The sequence below is a fragment of the Gluconacetobacter asukensis genome (genome assembly GCF_014174375.1).
In the GTDB taxonomy this organism is placed as follows: domain Bacteria; phylum Pseudomonadota; class Alphaproteobacteria; order Acetobacterales; family Acetobacteraceae; genus Gluconacetobacter; species Gluconacetobacter asukensis.
The window spans coordinates 436,287-456,090 of record NZ_JABEQE010000001.1 but is presented as its reverse complement, the minus strand read 5'-3'; the positions used below and the strand labels follow the sequence as shown (position 1 = coordinate 456,090).

At 69.0% G+C, this 19,804-nt stretch carries 18 protein-coding genes; 4 read left to right on the top strand and 14 right to left on the bottom strand.

Features of this window, described 5'->3' with window-relative positions; translation table 11 throughout:
* Positions 1-1,047 carry a 16S rRNA (cytidine(1402)-2'-O)-methyltransferase gene (rsmI, locus tag HLH35_RS02065; RefSeq protein WP_338029267.1) on the bottom strand — a complete coding sequence of 349 codons (1,047 nt, stop codon included), beginning with the start codon at positions 1,045-1,047 and terminating at the stop codon, positions 1-3.
* Between rsmI and HLH35_RS02060 the strand changes: the two genes are divergently transcribed.
* A complete protein-coding gene (locus HLH35_RS02060; RefSeq protein ID WP_246384763.1) occupies positions 1,035-2,450 on the top strand; it encodes a penicillin-binding protein activator in 1,416 nt (471 codons plus the stop codon). The genes rsmI and HLH35_RS02060 overlap by 13 nt on opposite strands.
* 45 nt (positions 2,451-2,495) lie before the next feature.
* Here the strand turns inward: HLH35_RS02060 and HLH35_RS02055 are convergent, their stop codons facing one another.
* The 12 genes from HLH35_RS02055 to pdxH all read right to left on the bottom strand — a co-directional run bounded on the left by HLH35_RS02055 (position 2,496) and on the right by pdxH (position 15,356).
* The gene (locus HLH35_RS02055; protein WP_246384762.1) at positions 2,496-2,855 is read right to left on the bottom strand and encodes a hypothetical protein; all 360 of its coding nucleotides are present in this window, start codon (positions 2,853-2,855) and stop codon (positions 2,496-2,498) included.
* A gap of 491 nt (positions 2,856-3,346) precedes the next feature.
* A complete protein-coding gene (locus tag HLH35_RS02050; protein ID WP_182977524.1) occupies positions 3,347-4,285 on the bottom strand; it encodes a lysophospholipid acyltransferase family protein in 939 nt (312 codons plus the stop codon).
* On the bottom strand, positions 4,282-5,265 hold the full coding sequence (gene lpxK / locus HLH35_RS02045; protein WP_182977523.1) for a tetraacyldisaccharide 4'-kinase: 984 nt from the start codon (positions 5,263-5,265) through the stop codon (positions 4,282-4,284). The genes HLH35_RS02050 and lpxK overlap by 4 nt, the downstream gene beginning before the upstream one ends.
* Positions 5,265-7,226 (bottom strand): glycosyltransferase N-terminal domain-containing protein, encoded by a 1,962-nt coding sequence (locus tag HLH35_RS02040; RefSeq protein WP_182977522.1) that lies wholly within the window; start codon positions 7,224-7,226, stop codon positions 5,265-5,267. The genes lpxK and HLH35_RS02040 overlap by 1 nt, the downstream gene beginning before the upstream one ends.
* A 202-nt stretch (positions 7,227-7,428) precedes the next feature.
* Positions 7,429-7,917 carry a DUF934 domain-containing protein gene (locus HLH35_RS02035; RefSeq protein WP_182977521.1) on the bottom strand — a complete coding sequence of 163 codons (489 nt, stop codon included), beginning with the start codon at positions 7,915-7,917 and terminating at the stop codon, positions 7,429-7,431.
* Positions 7,904-9,598, bottom strand: coding sequence for a nitrite/sulfite reductase (locus HLH35_RS02030; RefSeq protein WP_182977520.1), 1,695 nt, complete (start codon positions 9,596-9,598; stop codon positions 7,904-7,906). Before HLH35_RS02030 ends, HLH35_RS02035 begins: the two co-directional genes overlap by 14 nt.
* On the bottom strand, positions 9,591-9,929 hold the full coding sequence (locus tag HLH35_RS02025) for a DUF2849 domain-containing protein (RefSeq protein ID WP_182977519.1): 339 nt from the start codon (positions 9,927-9,929) through the stop codon (positions 9,591-9,593). The genes HLH35_RS02030 and HLH35_RS02025 overlap by 8 nt, the downstream gene beginning before the upstream one ends.
* Positions 9,930-10,077: 148 nt before the next feature.
* The gene (gene cysC / locus HLH35_RS02020) at positions 10,078-11,955 is read right to left on the bottom strand and encodes an adenylyl-sulfate kinase (RefSeq protein ID WP_182977518.1); all 1,878 of its coding nucleotides are present in this window, start codon (positions 11,953-11,955) and stop codon (positions 10,078-10,080) included.
* Between the two features lie 26 nt (positions 11,956-11,981).
* Entirely contained in the window at positions 11,982-12,776 is a 795-nt protein-coding gene (gene cysD, locus HLH35_RS02015; protein WP_182977517.1) for a sulfate adenylyltransferase subunit CysD, read from the bottom strand.
* 57 nt (positions 12,777-12,833) lie between these two features.
* The gene (locus HLH35_RS02010) at positions 12,834-13,517 is read right to left on the bottom strand and encodes a phosphoadenylyl-sulfate reductase (protein WP_338029266.1); all 684 of its coding nucleotides are present in this window, start codon (positions 13,515-13,517) and stop codon (positions 12,834-12,836) included.
* A gap of 303 nt (positions 13,518-13,820) precedes the next feature.
* Positions 13,821-14,705 carry a universal stress protein gene (locus HLH35_RS02005; RefSeq protein WP_182977516.1) on the bottom strand — a complete coding sequence of 295 codons (885 nt, stop codon included), beginning with the start codon at positions 14,703-14,705 and terminating at the stop codon, positions 13,821-13,823.
* Between the two features lie 42 nt (positions 14,706-14,747).
* Positions 14,748-15,356: a pyridoxamine 5'-phosphate oxidase gene (gene pdxH, locus HLH35_RS02000; RefSeq protein WP_182977515.1), complete on the bottom strand. Its 609-nt coding sequence runs from the start codon at positions 15,354-15,356 to the stop codon at positions 14,748-14,750.
* 170 nt (positions 15,357-15,526) lie between these two features.
* Here pdxH and fabI point away from each other — a divergent pair, with 170 nt between their 5' ends.
* A complete protein-coding gene (gene fabI / locus HLH35_RS01995; protein WP_182977514.1) occupies positions 15,527-16,366 on the top strand; it encodes an enoyl-ACP reductase FabI in 840 nt (279 codons plus the stop codon).
* A gap of 202 nt (positions 16,367-16,568) precedes the next feature.
* The gene (gene aroC / locus HLH35_RS01990; protein ID WP_182977513.1) at positions 16,569-17,654 is read left to right on the top strand and encodes a chorismate synthase; all 1,086 of its coding nucleotides are present in this window, start codon (positions 16,569-16,571) and stop codon (positions 17,652-17,654) included.
* 175 nt (positions 17,655-17,829) lie between these two features.
* Here aroC and HLH35_RS01985 read toward each other — a convergent pair whose 3' ends face one another.
* Entirely contained in the window at positions 17,830-18,261 is a 432-nt protein-coding gene (locus tag HLH35_RS01985) for an OsmC family protein (RefSeq protein WP_182977512.1), read from the bottom strand.
* Positions 18,262-18,649: 388 nt separating this feature from the next.
* Between HLH35_RS01985 and metX the strand changes: the two genes are divergently transcribed.
* Positions 18,650-19,804: a homoserine O-acetyltransferase MetX gene (gene metX / locus HLH35_RS01980; RefSeq protein ID WP_182977511.1), complete on the top strand. Its 1,155-nt coding sequence runs from the start codon at positions 18,650-18,652 to the stop codon at positions 19,802-19,804.

Below are 19,804 nucleotides of genomic sequence, written 5' to 3'. Positions count from 1 at the left end.
CTAGCGGTGCGGGTCGTCGGTCTGCCGGGCCAGTTCCAGCGCGCGGGCATAGACCGTGCGGCGGGGCAGGTTGATCGCGCCCGCGACCAAGGAAGCCGCGTCCTTGACCGACAGGGTGGCCAGCGCCGCGCGCAGCCGGTCGTCCAGATCGTCGGCGCCGCTGTCATCCTCGGCCGGCGGACCCAGCAGGACGGTGATTTCGCCTCGCGCCCGATTGTCGGTGTACCAGGCGGCGAGCGTGCCCACGGGGCCGCGCCGTACTTCCTCGAACCGTTTTGTCAGTTCGCGCGCCACGGCGGCGGGGCGGTCGGTGCCGAAAATGTCGGCCAGGTCGGCCAGCATTTCGGCCAGCCGGTGCGGGGCCTCGTGCCAGATCAGGGTGGCGGACAGGCCGGCCTGCTCGGCGGCGCGCAGCCTGCCCAGGACCTCGCGCCGCGCCGCCGAGCGGGGCGGCAGGAAACCCGAGAACATGAACGGGTGCGGCGGCAGGCCCGACAGGGTCAGCGCCGTGATGGCGGCGTTGGGGCCGGGCACCGCCGTCAGCGTGATATCGGCCGCGATGGCCGCCCGCGCCAGGCGGAAGCCGGGGTCGGAGAGCAGCGGCGTGCCGGCGTCGGAAATGATGGCGATGCGGCGGCCGCGTTCCAGTTGAGCGATCAGGGCGGGAATGCGGTGCTGCTCGTTATGGTCGTGCAGGGGCTCGGTGCGGGTGGTGATGCCGCGCGCGGTCAGCAGGCGCGCGCTGGTGCGGGTGTCCTCGCACAGGATCAGGTCGGCTTCCGCCAGGGTTGCGGCCGCGCGGTCGCTGAAATCGCCGAGATTGCCGATGGGCGTGGAGACGAGGGTCAGGACGCCCCCGCCGGGATGGCCGGCGGGGGCGAGAGCGTCCTCGTCTTCGGTGAGGTCTTCGGCCGGTGGGACGGTGTCGTCCGGGCCGGGGGCATGACGGGCGGGGTCGGCTCCGCTATGGGAAGATGGCGCAGGTCTGGAGGACACCGCTTCATGGGGTGCGTGGAAAGGCAGGGACGAGGAAGATGAATCGGTCATTCGCAACCCGGATGCAGAAACGGCCTGCAGATTCAGCCCGTCATGGCCTCTCTGGCAAGGCCGGACTGCTGCTGGCGGCGTCATTGGCCGGACTGGCCGCCTGTGCGGGCCCCGAAGGGGGCGGTCCGGTGGCGACGGTCACTCCGGCGGCGCCGGCGGCGGTGGTGCCGGGCCGCACGGTCGGCGTGCTGCTGCCGCTGAGTGGCGGCAATGCGCGGCTGGGCCAGGCGATGCTGTCGGCGACGCGGATGGCGCTGGGCAGCCCCACGGCCCCGCCGCTGGATATTCGGGACACGGCCGCCGCCGGTGGCGCGGGAGCCGCGGCGCAGGCGGCCCTGGCGGCCGGCGATGGCGTGATCCTGGGGCCGCTGACCGCCGCCGAGACCATGCAGGCGGCGACTGTTTCCACGACGGGCCCGGTGCCGATGCTGGCCTTTACCAGCGACGTGTCGGTTGGCCGGCCCGGCGTGTGGGCGCTGGGGATCGCGCCGGAGCAGCAGGTCGCGCGGATGGTGGCGGCGGCGCAGGCCGAGGGACGGCAGCATTTTGCCGCCTTCCTGCCCGGGACGGCGCTGGGCCGGGCGATGGGGCGTGCGCTGGTGCAGGATTGCGCGGCGCGGGGCCTGGCCGTGCCTCAGATCGTCTATCATACCGACAGCCCCGCCAGCATCACGCAGGGGTTGAAGACCCTGTCCAATTACGATGCGCGCATGAGCGCGGCACAGCCTGCCGCCCAGGCCGCGCTGCCGCCCGATGTGGCGGCGGCGGTCGATCCGGTGGGGGGCGCGGTGCAGCAGGCGCAGCCGGCGCCCGCGCCGTCGCGGCCGGGGCCGCCGCCCTTCGATGCACTGCTGCTGGCCGATACCGGGCTGCAACTGGCGGCGGTGATCGACGCGCTGCAATCGTTCCAGGTGATCGGCGTGCCACCGGCGCCGGGTGCGGCCGCGACCGCCGATGGCTCGGCCGCTCCGCCGGCGCCACCGGTGAATGGCGGCCTGCCGCCGGTGCGGATTCTGGGGACGGCGCTGTGGGCGTCGTTTGCCGGCAAGCTGGGGCCGTTGCAGGGCGCGTGGTATGCGGCGCCCGACCCGGCGGCGCGGCAGCGTTTCGTCCAGCTCTATATGGCGCGCTATCACACCATGCCGACGCCGCTGAGCGACCTGGCCTATGATGCCTCGGCGCTGGTCGGGGCGTTGGACCGGGCGCGGCCGGCGGACCGGCCGAACGGCTATACGGTCGAGGCCCTGACGCGTCCGGACGGGTTTTCAGGAGTGGATGGCGTGTTCGGGCTGACGCCGGATGGTCAGACACGCCGCGATCTGGCGATTTTCCAGATCCAGCCCACCGGCGGCGGGCGGATTGTCAGTCCCGCGGCGGGGCGCCTGGCGCGGGAACAGAGCTGACGGGTTGGCGGTTGGCGGGAACGCAGGCGGCAGGGGCGGCGGCGTTCAGGCCGCCGCGGTCGCGCCGCAGGCCAGGACGGGGCGGATTGCGTACAGCGCCGCTTCGAACGTCTTGAAGCTGCCCAGCCGGTGGTCGCGCAGATTGTCGACCAGGACCCAATTCATGCCTTCGGGACGCAACAGATAGGCGGGATCGGCGTTCTCGCGTACCCAGACCAGCACGTGCTCGATCGGGCCGTTGCCGGAACGGGGAGAGACGTCGACGTCACACAGTCCCATGCAGGTTCCGGCGTCCAGCCAGCGCATCAGATATTCCCGATGGCGGGGCAGGAAATTCGCACGCAGCGGAACGACGTTGTCGGTGGAGGGAGTGGTCGCCTTCAGGGTCATCATCGTCGCGGGCATCTGTCATGTCCTCGGAGTATGGGGCGAGGGAAACGCTAGAGCGCGGTGCCGGGCATTGCCAAATTGAATCTGATCCGTCCCGCCACCCAAAAAGGCAGAAGTTCGGGCATGTGGCAAAAAAGCAATGATTTGTTGCAAAAAAGACCTAATTTTAGGCACGAAATGATGCATATGATCGTAACGTAATCAGCGATTGATCGTGAGTGTCATTGATTTGTCGCATCGGCAGCGTGAATTGCCTATGATTGATGCGATTCTGAGACGAATTTGCCACCGATTGACCATGAACGGGGCGGTGGCGCGTGGGTGTGCGATGAAGCAGCCTGTCAGGGCCTGAGCGAAAATGTGGGCTGGCGAGCGAGAGCGGCCCGCAGGGCCGCGCCCGGCGTGTGTTTTCCGAGCATCGGAGCGGAGCGGCCTTGATGGCCGTGAGCACCGAAGCGCAGGAAACGCGCGTCGGATCGCCGCCAGCGCGCATTTTCGCTCAGGCCCTAGGGGCGGAGGGATTTCGGCCAGCGACGGTGCAGCCACAGCCAGGTGCCGGGGCGGGCGCGGACCCAGCGTTCCAGCCGGTCGTTGACGGCCTGCGTCAGGGCCAGGATGTCGGCCTGCCGGTCGCCGCTGTCGGGCAGGTCCAGCTTGGGTTCGACATGGATGCGCAGGCGGGCCGGGCCCAGCCGTTCGACATAGCCGGGGATGACGGGGCAGCGATAGCGCAGGGCCATGGCGGCCAGTGCCGGGGCGGTCATGGCCGGGTGGCCGAACAGCCTGGCCTCGATCCCGTCATTCATCTTCTGGTCCACCAGCATGCCCAGGCGGCCGCCTCGCGCAATATGGGCCAGCGCGCCGCGTGCGCCGCGTGCGCCCTTGGCGAACATGGGCACTGGCTCGCCCCCCGCTGCCTTGTTCATGGCCGCTTCGCGAAGGGCGCGGATCATGTCGTCGACCAGCGGGTTGCCGGCGGCGCGGTAGAACGAGGCGAAGGGCAGCCCGTGATGGGCCACGCCGGGGGGCAGCATTTCCCAGTTGCCGATATGGCCGGACATGAAGATCACCGGGCCGCCGCGTGCCACCTGTTCGGCCAGATGCTCGGCACCGACGACATCCCAGCCGGGGCCGGAGGCCGGATTTTCCGGCAGGGCGGCCAGATGCGGGAATTCGCCCACCGTGCGGCCCAGATTGTCCCAGACCGCGCGGATCACCGCCCGGCGGGCCGGGGCATCGAGTTCCGGCATCGCCAGCCGCAGGTTGGTGTCGGCCACGCGCGAGACCGGCAGGAGCGGGCCGATGGCGCGGCAGAGTGCGCCGCCGGCATTCGAGGCCCGCACCGGCCCCAGGCGGCGCAGCAGGGCCAGGGCGGCGCGCGCGGCCAGGGCTTCGATCCGCATCAGGCGGGTGATGGGGCGGGTCTCGTCGCGGGGCTGGGTCATCGGGGGGCGCTTTCCAGCCATTGGTCCAGCAGGCGTTCCGGCGCGGCGGGGTCGGCCCATGCCAGGCTGACGCCGACGGTGCGGATCCGGGCCCGGAATGCCTGGGGCAGGCGGGCTGCGTCCTTTGGGGTGGTCAGCAGTGCCGCGCCGTGGGTTGTGGCCAGCGCCAGCAGGCGCTTCAGGTCGCGGGGCGTGTAGGGGTGATGGTCGGCGAAGGGGACGCAGGCTGCCGGCGTGATGCCCTGGGCGCGCAGCCCGTCGAAGAATTTCTCGGGCCGGCCGATGCCGGCGAAGGCGATGGCCGGCTGGCCGGCCAGCAGCGGGGTTGCGTCCTGCATGGCCAGATCGGCGCGCAGGACCGGCAGGTGGCCCGGCAGGCGGGCGAGGGCGCCGGTGCGGTCGTCGCCGATCAGGATGGCGGCGTGGGCTCGGGCGGCGCCGGTTGCGACCGGTTCGCGCAGCGGGCCGGCGGGGATGACGTGACCGTTGCCGAAGCCGCTGGCGCCGTCGATGACCAGCAGCTTCATGTCCTGATGGAGGCCGGGGTTCTGGAACCCGTCATCCATCACCAGGCAGTCCGCGCCTTCGGCGATCGCCGCCCGGGCGCCGGCCGCGCGGTCGGCCGAGACATGGGTGGGGGCGAGGGACGCCAGCAGCAGGGCCTCGTCCCCGACATCGGCGGCGGTATGGCGGGTGGGATCGACCCGCAGCAGCCCGGCGCGGCGGCGGCCATAGCCACGCGTGAGCACATGCACGCGTCGGCCGCGTGCGGCCAGCCGGGCGACCAGATCGAGCGCCAGTGTCGTCTTGCCCGCGCCGCCGGCGGTCAGGTTGCCGCAGCACAGGACCGGGATGGGGGCATGCCAGCCCGGCTGGCGCACCCGCCGGGCGGTGGCGTGGGCGTAGAGGGTGGCGGCGGGGGCCAGAAACCGGGCCGGCCAGCTGTCATCGCTATCGGACCAGAAGCGGGGGGCGCGCATCAGCGTGCATCCATCAGGGCCAGCAGGCGCGTGGCCAGACAGGTGGGGAGGGTGGAATCGGCGTGGGTGGCGGCCTCGGCCTGATGTCCGGCCTCGGCGCGGCGGGCGGGGTCGGCCAGCATGATGTGGACCCATTCGGCCAGTGCGCCGGCATCGGGCACCACGCGCACCGCGTCCCCCAGGCGGGCGAAGGCGTCGAGGAAATTTTCCGTCAGGGGGCCGGTGGCCAGGGCGGTGCCGAAGCGGGCGGGTTCCAGCGGGTTGTGGCCGCCGCGCCGGCCGGGGCCCGGCAGGCTGTTGCCGATGAAGGCGATCGGCACGACGCGATAGAACAGGCCGAGTTCGCCCAGCGTGTCGCAGATCCAGAAGGTATCGTTCGGGCCGGGTTCCTGCCCTGCCGCGCGGCGGGGGGCGTTGCCCAAAGTTTCGGCAATGGCCGGGCCGCGTTCGGGATGGCGGGGCACGATGATGGTCAGCAGGTCCGGGTGGCGCGTGCGGAGTTGCCGGGCGGCGTCGGCTATCTGTTCTTCCTCGCCCTCATGGGTTGCGGCGGCCAGCCAGACCGGGCGGTCGGCCAGCAGGGTGCGCAGGTGGGCGATTGCGGCCGGGTCGGCCGGCAGGGGTGGGGCGGCGTTCTTGAGGTCGCCCGGTATGTCGATCCGCGTGGCGCCCAGCGCCCGGAGGCGGGTGGCGTCGAGGTCCGAGCGGGCGGCGATCCACGTGAAACGGCCCAGCATGCGGTCGGCCAGGCCGGGCAGGCGGCCCCACCCGGTTCGTGCGCGGTCGGACAGGCGGGCATTCAGCAGCGCCAGCGGGATGCCCTTGCGGTGGCAGGCCTCGATCAGGTTGGGCCAGAGTTCGCTTTCCGTCAGCGCGGCGGCGTCGGGGCGCCAGTGGCGGAGGAAGCGGCCGATCCAGCGGGGGACATCCAGCGGCACGAACTGGTGGATGACACGCGCGCCCTCCGCCGTGCCGGCCAGTCGCTGCTCCAGCAGGTTGGCGGCGGTGACGGTGGCGGTGGTGAGCAGCACGTGCAGGGCGGCGTCGCGGGCCAGAAGTTCCGTGATCACGGGCAGGATCGACTGGGTTTCGCCCACGCTGGCGGCGTGCAGCCAGACCAGCCTGCCGGCTGGACGGGGGCGGGCGGTCAGGCCCATGCGCTCGCGCTGGCGGCCGCGCACTTCCTTGCCGCGTGCCAGGCGGCGGTGCAGCAGCAGGGTCAGGGCCGGGGCGAGCAGGGTGGCCAGCCCGGCCCATACGCGTTGGGCCGCACGCGCGCGGGCGGGAGTGGCGGCGTGCATGGCGGCGTCGAGCGCGGTGGCGAGGTGGGTGGGGGCGGTGTCCTGATCGTCGCGGGTGACGGCGATCGGTGCGCCGCAGACGATCCGGCCGCGTCCGAAGGGCAGGGGGATCATCATGCGGTCCCAGCCGCCCAGCCGCCAGTTGGCGCACCAGCCGCCCACGGGGACGATGGGTGCGCCGGACAGGCGGGCCAGGCCGATGACCCCCTGTTCGACCTGCCGGCGTGGGCCGCGCGGGCCGTCGGGGGTGATGACGACCGGGTTGCCGCCCCGGATCAGGGTCAGCAACTGGCGCAGTGCCGCCGCCCCGCCCTTGTCCTTGCCCTTGCGGTCGGTGGAACCGGCGATGGTGCCGGCGCCCCACGGGGCGATGATGTCGGCGATCAGTCGGCCGTCGCGGTTGCGGCTGATCAGGACATGGGGTCGGAGTGTCGGATTGCGGGCGGTGGACCACCAGAGCAGCGCCGGGGTCAGGGCCAGCGCTTCATGCCAGAAGGCGACCAGCACGGAATGTTCGCCTTGGCCGGTCAGCAGCGGATAGGCGTCGGGGTGGATGTCGAACGTCCAGCGCGTGGTGCCGATCGCCAGCCGCAGATAGGAGCGCAGCAGGCCGATCGCCGCCGCGCGGGCCGCGCCCGTCGCCGTCAGGCGTTTCAGCATGCCGCGTCGTGTCATGGGTTCGGCGGTAGCATGCGCGACTGTCGGGCGGAAGAGGTGCGTGCGGGAGGAGTGTTTCTTCTTTTTCTGAAGAAAAAGAAGCAAAAAGACTTTGATTCGTTCAGGAGCCTTGTGCTGGGGGCACACGACGTCCCTGAACGAATCAAAGTTTTTTGGTTCTTTTTTTCAAAAAAGAACAGAGAGATCAGAGCACCCGGCGCAGTGTGACGCCTTCGGCGCGTTCGCCAAGGACCGACGGCTGGTAGGCGGTGCGGAAGCGTGTGTGGGCGCGGGCCCAGACTTCCGGGTCGCTGCCGGGGGGAAGGTCGACGGTCGAGACGCCGCAGCGGAGCAGGAACTCGTACTGGTCGGGCAGGGGCTTGCCGGTGGCGCGGATTTCGCCGGTGAAGTGCAGGTGTTCGCGCAGGGCGCGGGCCTGGCTGAAGGCGCGGCCGTCGCGGAAGATCGGGAAGGTGACGGCTACCAGCGACAGGCGGGGCAGGACGGTGCGCAGCGTGTCGATTTCGGCGTCCTGCGGGATCGCGACGCCCAGTTTCTCGCCGGGCGCGCGGGCCAGCCCTTCTTCCAGCCGGGAGAGCGGCACGATGACCGGGCCGGTGGCGGGAAAAGGAGCTTCTTCGTCGAGAATCGTCCAGATGTCAGGGACGAGCCGTCCGTTTTCAAGCAGTGGCATAGACGGCATCCTTGAACAGGGCGGCGCCCAGGCGCCGGTAGGTATCCAGGAAGCGTTCGCCCCCGGTGCGGTGGACCAGATAGGCATCGACCAGGCGGGCGATGGCGTCCACGGTCGCGTCCTCGGGCAGGGCCGGGCCGAGGATCTGGCCGACCGAGGCGTCGCTGCCCGGCGAGCCGCCCAGCGTGAGCTGGAAATATTCCTCGCCTTTCTTGTCCACGCCCAGGATGCCGATATGGCCGGCATGGTGATGGCCGCAGGCATTGATGCAGCCCGAGATCTTGATCTCGATCGGGCCGATCGTTTCCTGCAATTCGGGACTGGCGAAACGGGCGCTGAGCTTCTGGGCGATCGGGATCGAGCGCGCATTGGCCAGCGAGCAGTAATCGAGCCCGGGGCAGGCGATGATGTCGCCGATCAGGCCGATATTGGCCGCGGCGAGGTCGGCCCCGCGCAGGGCCTGCCAGACGGCATAAAGTTCGTCCTGCCGCACATGGCCCAGCACGAGGTTCTGCATGTGGGTGACGCGGATTTCGCCGAATGCGTAGCGATCCGCGAGGTCGGCGATGAGGTCCATCTGTGCCGAAGTCGCGTCGCCGGGGATGCCGCCGGCGGGCTTGAGCGAGATGACGGCCGAGATGTAGCCGGGCGCGCGATGCGGGTTTGTGTTGGTGCGGACCCAGCGGTCGAAGGCCGGATCGGCGCGGCGGGCGCGGTCGAGCTGGGCCGCCGCGTCGTCGGGCGCGTGCAGGTCCGGCGTGCCGAAGCGGGCGCGGATGGCGGCGACGGTTTCGGGCGGCAGGCGGTAGCGGGCGCGGTTCATGGCCGCGAATTCGGCATCGACTTTCTGGCGATAGCCTTCGGTGCCCAGCGCCTGGACCAGGATCTTGATCCGCGCCTTGTAGATATTATCGCGGCGGCCGTACTCGTTATAGACGCGGACCATGGCCTCCAGATAGGCCAGCAGGTCTTCTTCCGGCAGGTCGTCGCGCAGGTGCACGCCGACGATGGGGGTGCGGCCCATGCCGCCGCCCACGAAGACGTCGAACTGCGTGCCGCCGTCCGGCGCCGGCTTGGCGACCAGGCCGATATCGTGGAAGCGGGCGGCCACGCGGTCGTTCGGGCTGCCGCTGATCGCGATCTTGAACTTGCGCGGCAGGAAGGTGAATTCCGGGTGCAGGGTGGACCATTGCCGCAGGATTTCGGCATGGACGCGCGGATCGACCAGCTCGTCCTGTGCCGCGCCCGCGAACTGGTCGCAGGTCACGTTGCGGATGCAGTTGCCGCTGGTCTGGATGGCGTGCATGTCGACATCGGCCAGGCGGGCCAGGATGTCGGGCGTGTCTTCCAGCTTGATCCAGTTGAACTGGAGATTCTGGCGGGTGGTGAAATGGCCGTAATCGCGGTCGTAGGTGCGGGCGATATGGGCCAGTTCGCGCAGCTGGCGGGAATCCAGCACGCCATAGGGGACGGCGATGCGCAGCATGTAGGCGTGGAGCTGCAGATACAGCCCGTTCATCAGGCGCAGGGGCTTGAACTCGTCCTCGGACAGGGTGCCGGCGATGCGGCGGGCCACCTGGTCGCGGAACTGCTCGACCCGGTCGGCCAGGAAGGCGCGGTCCACCTGGTCGTAGCCGTAATGCCCGACGGGCAGCGCGGGTGCTGGGATGGTGTCAGGCATGGGCTTCGAGCTCGGCTGCGGGCGTGAAATCGGGATGGACGGTGGGGCCGAAGGCGCGGATGCGCTCGCGCACCGTCACGGGAGTCGGTGTTGCGGCCTCGGCATCCACCTGCACGCCATAGACGCCGACCAGCCCGTCGGCCTGCTGGCGGCCGGCGGCGTGGGCGATCGCGGCCTCGATCTCATCATTGGGGATGATCCGGGCGTCGTCGATCAGCGTCGACCATGTGCCCTCTTCCACCTGCCAGACGATGCGCCCGTCCAGCAGCCGGTTGGCGGTGATCACGCTTGAACCGCCCGCCTCGCGGCGGTTGTTCCTGACATCGCTCACTGGTCAGTCCTCTTTTACCCGATCCGGCCGGTGCCGACAGGATGCTCCCCTGTTCTACAGGGTCATTAGGGGTTACGTGGGGCCAATACAAGAGGAATGCACGATTATTAATCGTGCATTACACTCTTCGTATGGGGCCGCCCTCCGGTCAGGAGCGGCGGCGGGTGCCCTCGGCCAGCACGACGCTGTCGGCCACATAGGCGGCCAGACGATCCGCGACCTCGCCCACGCTGCCCGTGCCGGTGGGCAGGTGCAGGTCGGGGCTGGCGGGGGTGTCGTACGGGGCGTCGATCCCGGTGAAGCCGGTGATGCGGCCGGCGCGGGCGGCCTGGTACAGGCCCTTGGGGTCGCGGGCCTCGCAGGTCGCCTGGTCGGCATCGACGAAGATCTCGTGGAAGCCTTCGCCCACCACCTGGCGCGCCAGTTCGCGGTCGGCGGCGCGCGGCGAGATCAGCGCCACCAGCACCACCTGGCCGGTTTCGGCCAGGATGCGGGCGACGGCGGCGGCGCGGCGCACATTCTCGGTGCGGTCGGCCTCGGAGAAGCCCAGATCGGCGCACAGGCCGGCGCGCAGCGTGTCGCCGTCCAGCACCGAGACGTCGATCTTCTGCCCGAACAGGCGGGATTCCGCCGCGCGGGCGATGGTGCTCTTGCCGGCGCCGGGCAGGCCGGTCATCCAGAACACGCCGCCGCGATGGCCGCGCGCCTGTGCCCGGTCCCACAGCGAGACGGTGCTGTCGGTGGGGTGGATGGCCTTGGTGCCGCTGGCGATATCGGCCGGGCCGATCAGCGGCGCGCCGCCGACGATGCGCTGGTGACGATCGACCAGGACGCCGCGCCCGTCGGTGGTGCCTGGGGTGAAGGCGTCGAACAGGATGCTCTCCGACGCCGCCAGGGTGATCTCGGCGAAGCCTTCGGGCGGGACGTGGTCGGATGCGTGTTCCGTCAGGTCGTCCAGCCGCACCACGGAATCGATCGAGGCGACGGTGACCTGATGCTCGGCGGTGGCGAGGCGCAGGCGGAAGCTTTCGCCCACGCGCAGCGGCTCCTGGCGCAGCCAGAACAGGCGCGAGCGGATGCGCGCGGTGCGGATCGGCGCTTCTTCCGGCCGGTGCAGCAGGTCGCCGCGATCGGGGATCACGTCCGGTTCCAGCGTGATGGCGACCGACTGGCCGGCCACGGCGGAGATCTGCGGCGCGGTGTGCCAGCTTTCGATCGAGGCGACGCGGGCGGTGGTGCCGTGGGTGCCGATGACCAGCGTGTCGCCGACCGTGACGCGGCCGCGCTCGATGCGGCCGGCAACCACGCGCTTGCTGTCGAAGCGATAGACATCCTGCACCGGCAGGCGCAGCGGCAGGTCGGCGCGGCCGGCGGGGGACGGGACCAGGGCCAGGGCCTCGGTCAGGGTCGGGCCCTTGTACCATGCCATCTGCGGCGAGCGGGAGGCGATATTGTCGCCCTCGCGCGCCGAGGCCGGGATGAACAGGCTGGGTTCGATGTCGAGCTGCTTGAGCAGGGCGGCGACTGCCTGTTCGGAGGCGGCGATCTTCTGCTCGTCATAGTCCAGTAGATCCACCTTGTTCATCAGCACGATGACGTGGCGGATGCCGATCAGGCGCAGCAGCATCGCATGGCGGCGCGTCTGTTCCTGGGCGCCCTCTGCGGCGTCGACCACCAGCACGGCGGCCTCGGCATCGGCGGCGCCGGTGATCATGTTGCGCAGGAACTGGCGGTGGCCCGGTGCGTCCACGATCACGAACTGCCGGTTGCCCAGCAGGAACGGGATGCGGGTGGAATCGACGGTGACGCCCTGGTCGCGCTCGATCTGGAGGCTGTCGAGCAGGAAGCTCCACTCGACCTTCAACCCGCGCTTGCGGCTGGATTCGATGATCTGCGCCACCCGCCCTTCGGGCAAATTGTCGGTGTCATGCAGCAGGCGGCCGATCAGGGTGGATTTGCCGTGATCGACATGGCCGACGATGACGATGGGGGTCGCCGCGTCCTGGCGGAGGATATCGTTGCTCATTGTGTGTCTCGATCCGTCCGCTGGGTTCACAGATAGCCGGCGACGCGCAGCCGCTCGAACGCATCTTCCGATTCATGGTCCATGGCGCGGCCGGCGCGCTCGGACGTGCGGGTGGTCTGCAGTTCGGTGATCACTTCGGCCACCGTCGAGGCGTCGCTCTCGATCGGGCTGGTGATGTCCTGGTCGCCCAGCGAGCGATAGCGCTTGCCGTTCTTGGAGAAATACAGGTCGACCAGCGGGATGCCTTCGCGCTCGATATAGCGCCAGATGTCGATCTCGCGCCAGGACAGCAGCGGGTGGACGCGGATATGCACGCCTTCTTCATGCGGGGTGGCGTACTGGTCCCAGAATTCGGGGGGCTGGTTGCGGACGTCCCATTTATGGCTCGATCCGCGCGGGCTGAAGACGCGCTCCTTGGCGCGGGTGGCCTGCTCGTCGCGGCGGATGCCGGCGATGACGCCTTCCAGCTTGTATTTCTCGATCATCGTCGCCAGGCCGGCGGTCTTGCGCGCGGCGGAGCGGGCGGCCGGGGGCAGGGTCGGGTCGATTTCCTCGACCGGGGGGCAGTCGCCCAGCAGCAGCTCCAGTTCCCACTTGCGGGTATATTCGTCGCGGAAGCGGTACATCTCGGGGAATTTCTTGCCGGTATCGACATGCATCACCGGGAACGGCACCCGGCCGAGGAACGCCTTGCGCGCCAGCCACACCATGACGTTGGAATCCTTGCCCAGCGACCACAGCATGGCCAGCGGCTTCAGCTTCCGGTACGCCTCGCGCAGGATGTAAATGCTCTGGGCTTCGAGTTGGTCGAGATCGTCCATGGTGGGCGCTACCTTACAGGTTCGGCAGAAAAGGGTTCGGGGTCGTTGCGGCGGGGCTCAGACGTGGATGCCGCATTCGGTCTTGGCCATGCCGGCCCAGCGGCCGGCGCGAGGGTCCTCGCCCTCGGCGACCGGACGCGTGCAGGGCGCGCAGCCGATCGAGCGATAGCCCAGGTGGCTGAGCGGGTGGCGGGGCAGGTCGCGGCGTGTCATTTCCGCATCCAGCTCGGCCGCATTCCAGCGCGCCAGGGGGTTGATCTTGAAGCGGCCATCCGCCTGGGGCTCGATCACCGGCAGGTGGGTGCGGGTGGCAGCCTGGCCGCGCTTGCGGCCGGTGATCCACGCATCGAAGGGGATGATCGCCGCGTCCAGCGGTTCGACCTTGCGCAGGGCGCAGCAGGCATCGGGATCGAAGGCCCAGAGCTGGCCCTGCGGGTCGCGGGCTGCGATCTGTGCCGGGTCGGGGCTGATATTGCGCACGCCGGTCAGGCCCAGCCGTTCGATGAGCTGGTCACGATAGGCCAGGGTCTCGGGGAAATGCTGGCCGGTTTCCAGGAACAGCACGGGGACCGACGGGTCGATCTCGGCGGCCATGGCCAGCAGCACGGCGGATTCGGTGCCGAAGGAGGAGACGAGGCCGATCCGCCCGTGCGGCATGCCGGTCAGCGCCGCGCGCAGGATCGCCGGCGCGTCCTCGCCGGCGGCTTCGATGGCATGGATGATCGTCGGCTCGATATGCACGGTGCAGACCCATATCCTCGGAGGCTGCTTGCAAAGCCACCCTGCCGGCGATCCGACGTGCATTTGCGGCACTTCGGTGCTCACGGCCATCAAGGCCGCTCCGCTCCGATGCTCAAAAATACACGCCGGGCGTGCCGCCATGCGGCACTCTCGCTCGGCAGGCCGACTTTGCAAGCAGCCTCTCAATGCACGAGAGGTTATCGTGCTTTGAGGAGGGATCTAACCATTCTTCGATCGATATTCAAGTGAAATATACGTCTTATTGGCGTGGTATTTTTGGCATGGCACCTATGATGAGGGGGGTCAGCGGCTCATCAGCACCGGGATTTCGGCATTCTCCAGAACGTGGCGTGTGACACCGCCCAGGATCAATTGACGCAGGCGGGAGTGGGAATAGGCGCCCATGGCCAGCATGTCGGCGCCGAAATCGCGGCAGGCCGCCAGCAGGCTGGCGCCCACCGTCTCGTCCGGGTCGCCGAATTCCACCAGGTCGGCGTGGATGCCGTGGATGGTCAGGTAGTCGGCGGCATCGCGGGCTTCGGGGCCCCGGCGCTGATAGTCGCCGGAATAGAGGATGCGCACCGCCTCGGCCTCGGCCGCCCAGGGCAGGATGTGATGCAGGGCTGCCGTGGCTTCCGACGTGCCGTTCCACGCGATGCAGATGCGCCGTCCGGCGGCGGTGGGGACGCGGCGGGGGGCGATGACGACCGGGCGGCCGCTGTCGAACAGGATGGCGTGCAGGGTCTCGGACGACGAGATTTCCTCGCCCGAATCCGGATGCGGGACCACGGTGACGTCGGACAGGCGGGCGCGGTAGGTCACGACCTCATGCTCGCGGCCCATCATGGTGACGAGGCTGGCCGAGGCGCTGCCGATCGGGTTGCCGTGGAAGGGCGGGATGGCGTCGGTGACCGTCACGCCGTTATCGGTGGTGTACTGCGCGAACATCTCGCGCACGGCCAGCGCCCGGCGTGCGCCCTCGCGCTCGGCGGCGGACATCATGTCCTCGACCATCGCGCCGGACAGGCCCTCGCCGGCCAGGGGGGCGACGTCGCGGCTGTCGGCGCGCACATGCAGGACGGCGATATGGCCGCCGAACTGCCGCGCGAAGAGCAGGCCGGTTGCCAGGGCGGCCTCGGCATTGGACGTCCCGTTCAGGGGTAGAAGGATTTTCTGTATATTCTTCAATGTTATTCTCCAGAATCCCAGGAACGTCGCCAGCGGGAAGGGTCAGGGGTAGAGGCGCGTGGTCTCCCATCCCGCATCCGCATTCGTGCGGCGCCATACCGCCCGGTCGTGCAGTCGGTGCGCGCGGTTCTGCCAGAATTCGATCCGCTCCGGAATCAGGCGGAAGCCGGACCAGTCGGCCGGTCGCGGAATCGGCGTGCCTTCCGGGTAGCGGGCCTCTTCCTCGGCCAGCCTCTGTTCGAACAGCGCGCGGTCGGCCAGGGGGCGGGACTGGTCGGAGGCGATGGCGCCCAGCCGCGAGAGGCGCGAGCGGCTGGCGAAATAGGCGTCGGCTTCCTCGTTGGTGACGGGTTCGACCGGTCCCTCGATCCGGATCTGCCGCATCAGGCTCTTCCAGTGGAACAGCAGCGCGGCCTGCGGGTTTTCCAGCAATTCGCCGGCCTTGCGGCTTTCAAGATTGGTATAGAAGACGAAGCCGCGCCGGTCGGCGCCCTTGAGCAGGATCATCCGCACCGAGGGCTTGCCGTCGGGCGTGGCGGTGGCCAGCGCCATGGCATTGGCATCGTTGGGTTCGGCGGCCTCGGCCGCGCGCATCCAGTGGGCAAACAGGGCGAAGGGATCGGACCCCAGGTCGATCAGCGGCGTGGTCATAGCGGTCGGTCCCATTCTGGCCGGGCGGGGGGTGGAAACATGGCCGGCATGCCACGCATTCGGTGAAACCGGGGCTGCCTGGCCGCTCGGATCTTGTCCGACGCGCGCGCTTGTGCAACCACGGCGCCATTCCGATCATGCCATATTCCATCCATTCCGAGGATTCTATCATGTCAGACGGCGCGTCCAAAGCCCCGGCCACCGGCACCCTGATGAAGGGCAAGCGCGGACTTGTGATGGGTGTGGCCAATGACCGCTCGATCGCCTGGGGCATTGCCAACGCCGTGGCGGCGCAGGGCGGCGAGCTGGCCTTTACCTATCAGGGCGAGGCGCTGGGCAAGCGCGTCCGTCCGCTGGCCGAGCGCGTGGGCTCGTCGCTGGTGCTGCCGTGCGATGTGTCGGACGACGCCGCGATGGACGAGGCCTTCGCCCGCATCGAGGAAGAATGGGGCACGCTCGATTTCCTGGTCCATGCCATCGGCTGGGCGGACAAGCAGTTCCTGCGCGGGCGCTATGTGGACACGCCGCGCGATGCGTTCCTGACCGCGATGGATATTTCCTGCTACTCGTTCACCGCCGTCGCCCGCCGGGCGGCGCGGCTGATGACGAATGGCGGGTCGATGCTGACCCTGTCCTATCTGGGCGCCGAGAAGGTGATGCCGCACTACAACGTCATGGGCGTGGCCAAGGCGGCGCTGGAGGCCTCGGTGCGCTATATGGCGGCCGATCTGGGCCGTGACGGCATCCGCGTCAACGGCATTTCAGCCGGTCCGATCATGACGCTGGCCGCCAACGGGATCGGCGATTTCCGCTATATCCTGAAGTGGAACCAGTACAATGCGCCGATGGAGCGCAATGTGGCGCTGGAAGAGGTTGGTGGCGCGGGGCTGTATATGCTCTCCGACCTGTCGGGCGGGGTGACCGGCGAGATCCACCATGTGGATTGCGGCTATAATATCGTGGGCATGAAGAACCCCATGGCGCCAGACATCAGCGTCGCCAGCGACTGAAAACCTGCCCGGAGATGCGCGCTGGTGGCGATCCGGCGCGCGTTTCCTGTGCTCCGATGCTCACGGCCATCAAGGCCGCTCCGCTTCGGTGCTCGGAAACACACGACGGGCGCGGCCCGTTGGGCCGCTCTCGCTCACCAGCCCACATCTCCGGGCAGGTTTTGCGGGCAGGCTGGGGTGGTAGCGAAGGGATTATCGGGTCATGTCGGATAACAGTTTCGGGCATCTGTTCCGGGTTACGACCTGGGGGGAGAGTCATGGGCCGGCGATTGGCTGTGTGGTCGATGGCTGCCCGCCGCGCATTGCGCTGTCCGAGGCCGATATCCAGCCCTGGCTGGACCAGCGGCGGCCCGGCCAGTCGAAATTCACCACCCAGCGGCAGGAGCCCGATTCCGTCGAGATCCTGTCGGGCGTGTTCGAGGGACAGACGACCGGCACCCCGATCTCGCTGCTGATTCGCAATGTGGACCAGCGGTCGCGCGATTATGGCGATATCGCCGAGCGTTATCGGCCGGGCCATGCCGATGTGGCCTATGACCTGAAATATGGCATTCGCGATTATCGCGGCGGTGGGCGTTCCTCGGCCCGCGAGACCGCGATGCGGGTGGCGGCGGGTGCCGTGGCGCGGCAGGTGCTTGGCGCGGGGGTGCGCATTCGCGGCGCGCTGGTGCAGATCGGCACGCATGAAGTCGACCGGGTGCGCTGGGACTGGGATGCGGTCGGCACCAATCCGTTCTTCTGCCCCGATCCGGCGATGGTGCCGGTGTGGGAAGAATATCTGGGCGCCGTGCGCAAGGCCGGGTCTTCGGTCGGTGCGGTGGTCGAGATCGTGGCTGAGGGCGTGCCGCCGGGGTTGGGGGCGCCGATTTACGGCAAGCTGGATTCCGACCTGGCGATGGCGCTGATGAGCATCAATGCCGTGAAGGGGGTCGAGATCGGCGACGGGTTTGCCGCCGCTGCCCTGACCGGCGAGGAAAATGCCGACCCGATGCGGATGGAAGATGGGCGGCTGGTCTTCGGTGCCAACCATGCCGGCGGTGTGCTGGGTGGGATTTCCACCGGCCAGCCTTTGGTGGCGCGGTTTGCGGTGAAGCCGACCAGTTCGATCCTGACGCCCGTTCCCTCGGTGACGCGGGGCGGGGAGAATGTCGAGGTCTCGACACGTGGGCGGCATGATCCGTGCGTGGGGATTCGGGCGGTGCCGGTTGGCGAGGCGATGATGGCGTGTGTGCTAGCCGATCATCTGCTGCGTCACAGAGGCCAGACCGGGCACGATCCGCGCGCCTGACCGAAAATGCGCGCTGGTGGCGATCCGGCGCGCGTCCGCTGTGCTCCGGTGCTCGCGGACACACGACGGGCGCGGCCCGGGCCGGGCCGCTCTCGCTTACCAGCGCGCATTTTCGGTCAGGCTCAGAGCGGAATGCGCGCTGGTGGCGAGCAGGTGCTCACCAGCGCGTTTCTGGTCAGGCCTTCAGCGTCGCTTCCAGCGTGATTTCGGCCTTGAGCAGTTTGGAGATCGGGCAGCCGGCCTTGGCCTTGGCGGCGAGGTCCTGGAACTGTTCCTCGGTCGCGCCGGGGATGGTGGCCGTGAGGGTCAGGTGGGCGGCGGTGACCGCGAAGCCGTCGGGCTGCTTTTCCAGCGAGATGACCGATTTGGCGTCCAGCGCGGTGGCGGTGAGGCCGGCGCCGCCCAAAATGCCTGACAGGGCCATGGCGAAGCAGGCGGCATGGGATGCGCCGATCAGTTCCTCGGGGTTGGTGCCGGCCACGCCTTCGAAGCGGGTGTTGAAGCCGTAGGGCAGGGCGGACAATGCGCCGCTTTCGGTTGAAACGGTGCCCTTGCCGTCCTTCAGGCCGCCTTCCCAGTGGGCGGTGCCGAATTTCTTGATGGTCATGGCGTCGGTTCCTTCGATGGTTGGCCGCATGCCCGACCATAACGCGGTGCTGCGTGGAAGGGACCCGGCAGGGTGCACACGATCCGGTGAAAGAGGCTGCTGCAAAAGCCCCGCTGGCGGCGGCCTGACGGCGGTTTCCTGCGCTTCGGTGCTCACGGCCATCAAGGCCGCTCCGCTCCGATGCTCAAAAACCACCGCCAGACGCGTGGCTGGCGCCACGCTTCCGCTCACCATCGGAGCTTTTGCAACAGCCTCTGCGCATGGGATAATAGGTTTGGGCGCAGCCTCCTGTTGCGTGTGTTCGGCGCCGGTGCCATAGGACGATCGACCGTGACGGGGATATTGCCCGCGCCCTGCAATCGTTCTTGACGGAATGTCCGCCCGCGCAATGGACCAGACAACGCCCACCCAGATCGAGCATGCGCACATGCTGTTTCCCGAGGGGATGCAGCTTGAATGCGGTTTCCGGCTGGCGCCGGTGCGGGTCGCGTATCGGACCTATGGCACCCTGTCGGCGGCGCGGGACAATGCGATCGTGGTCTGCCATGCCCTGACGGGCGACCAGTATCTGGCCGAAACCCACCCGCTGACCGGCAAGCCGGGCTGGTGGAGCCGCATGGTCGGGCCGGGCCTGCCGATCGATACCGACCGGTTCTTCGTCATCTGCATGAACGTGCTGGGCGGCTGCATGGGCTCGACCGGGCCGCGCGATCCGCGCCCCGATGTGGCGGGCGAGCCTTGGGGCACCGATTTTCCGCCCATCACCATCCGCGACATGGTGCGGGCGCAGAAGCTGGTGGTCGATGCGCTGGGCATTGCCCGGCTGTTTGCCGTGGTCGGTGGCTCGATGGGCGGGATGCAGGTGCTGGAATGGGCTGCCACCTTCCCCGACATGGTCTTCGCCGCCATGCCGATCGCGACCTCGCCCTTTCATTCGGCGCAGAACATCGCCTTCAATGAGGTCAGCCGGCAGGCGATCTTCGCCGATCCCGACTGGCATGGCGGGCGCTACTGGGAGCAGGGCGCGGTGCCGGCGCGCGGACTGGCGGTGGCGCGGATGATGGCGCACATCACCTATCTGTCCGAAGAGGCGCTGACGCGGAAATTCGGCCGCCGGGTGCGGCGCGACCCGTATGACAAGGCCGGATCGCTGTCGCTGTTCGGCGAGATCTTCGAGGTGGAGAGTTATCTGCGGCATCAGGGATCGTCGTTCGTGCGGCGGTTCGATGCCAATTCCTATCTGACCATCACCCGGGCCATGGATTATTTCGATCTGGGCGCGGAGCATGACGGGGACCCGTCGCGGCCCTTCCATGGCACGCGCACGCGCTTCTGCATCGTCTCGTTTACCTCCGACTGGCTGTTCCCGACCTCGCAGGCGCGGCTGCTGGCCCGGGCGCTGAACCGCGCGGCGGCCAACGTGTCGTTCGTCGAGATCGACAGCGACAAGGGGCATGATGCCTTTCTGCTCGACGAGCCGGATTTCGACCGGACGGTGCGCGGCTTCCTGTCCGGCGCCGCCGAACATGCACGGATCGGCTGA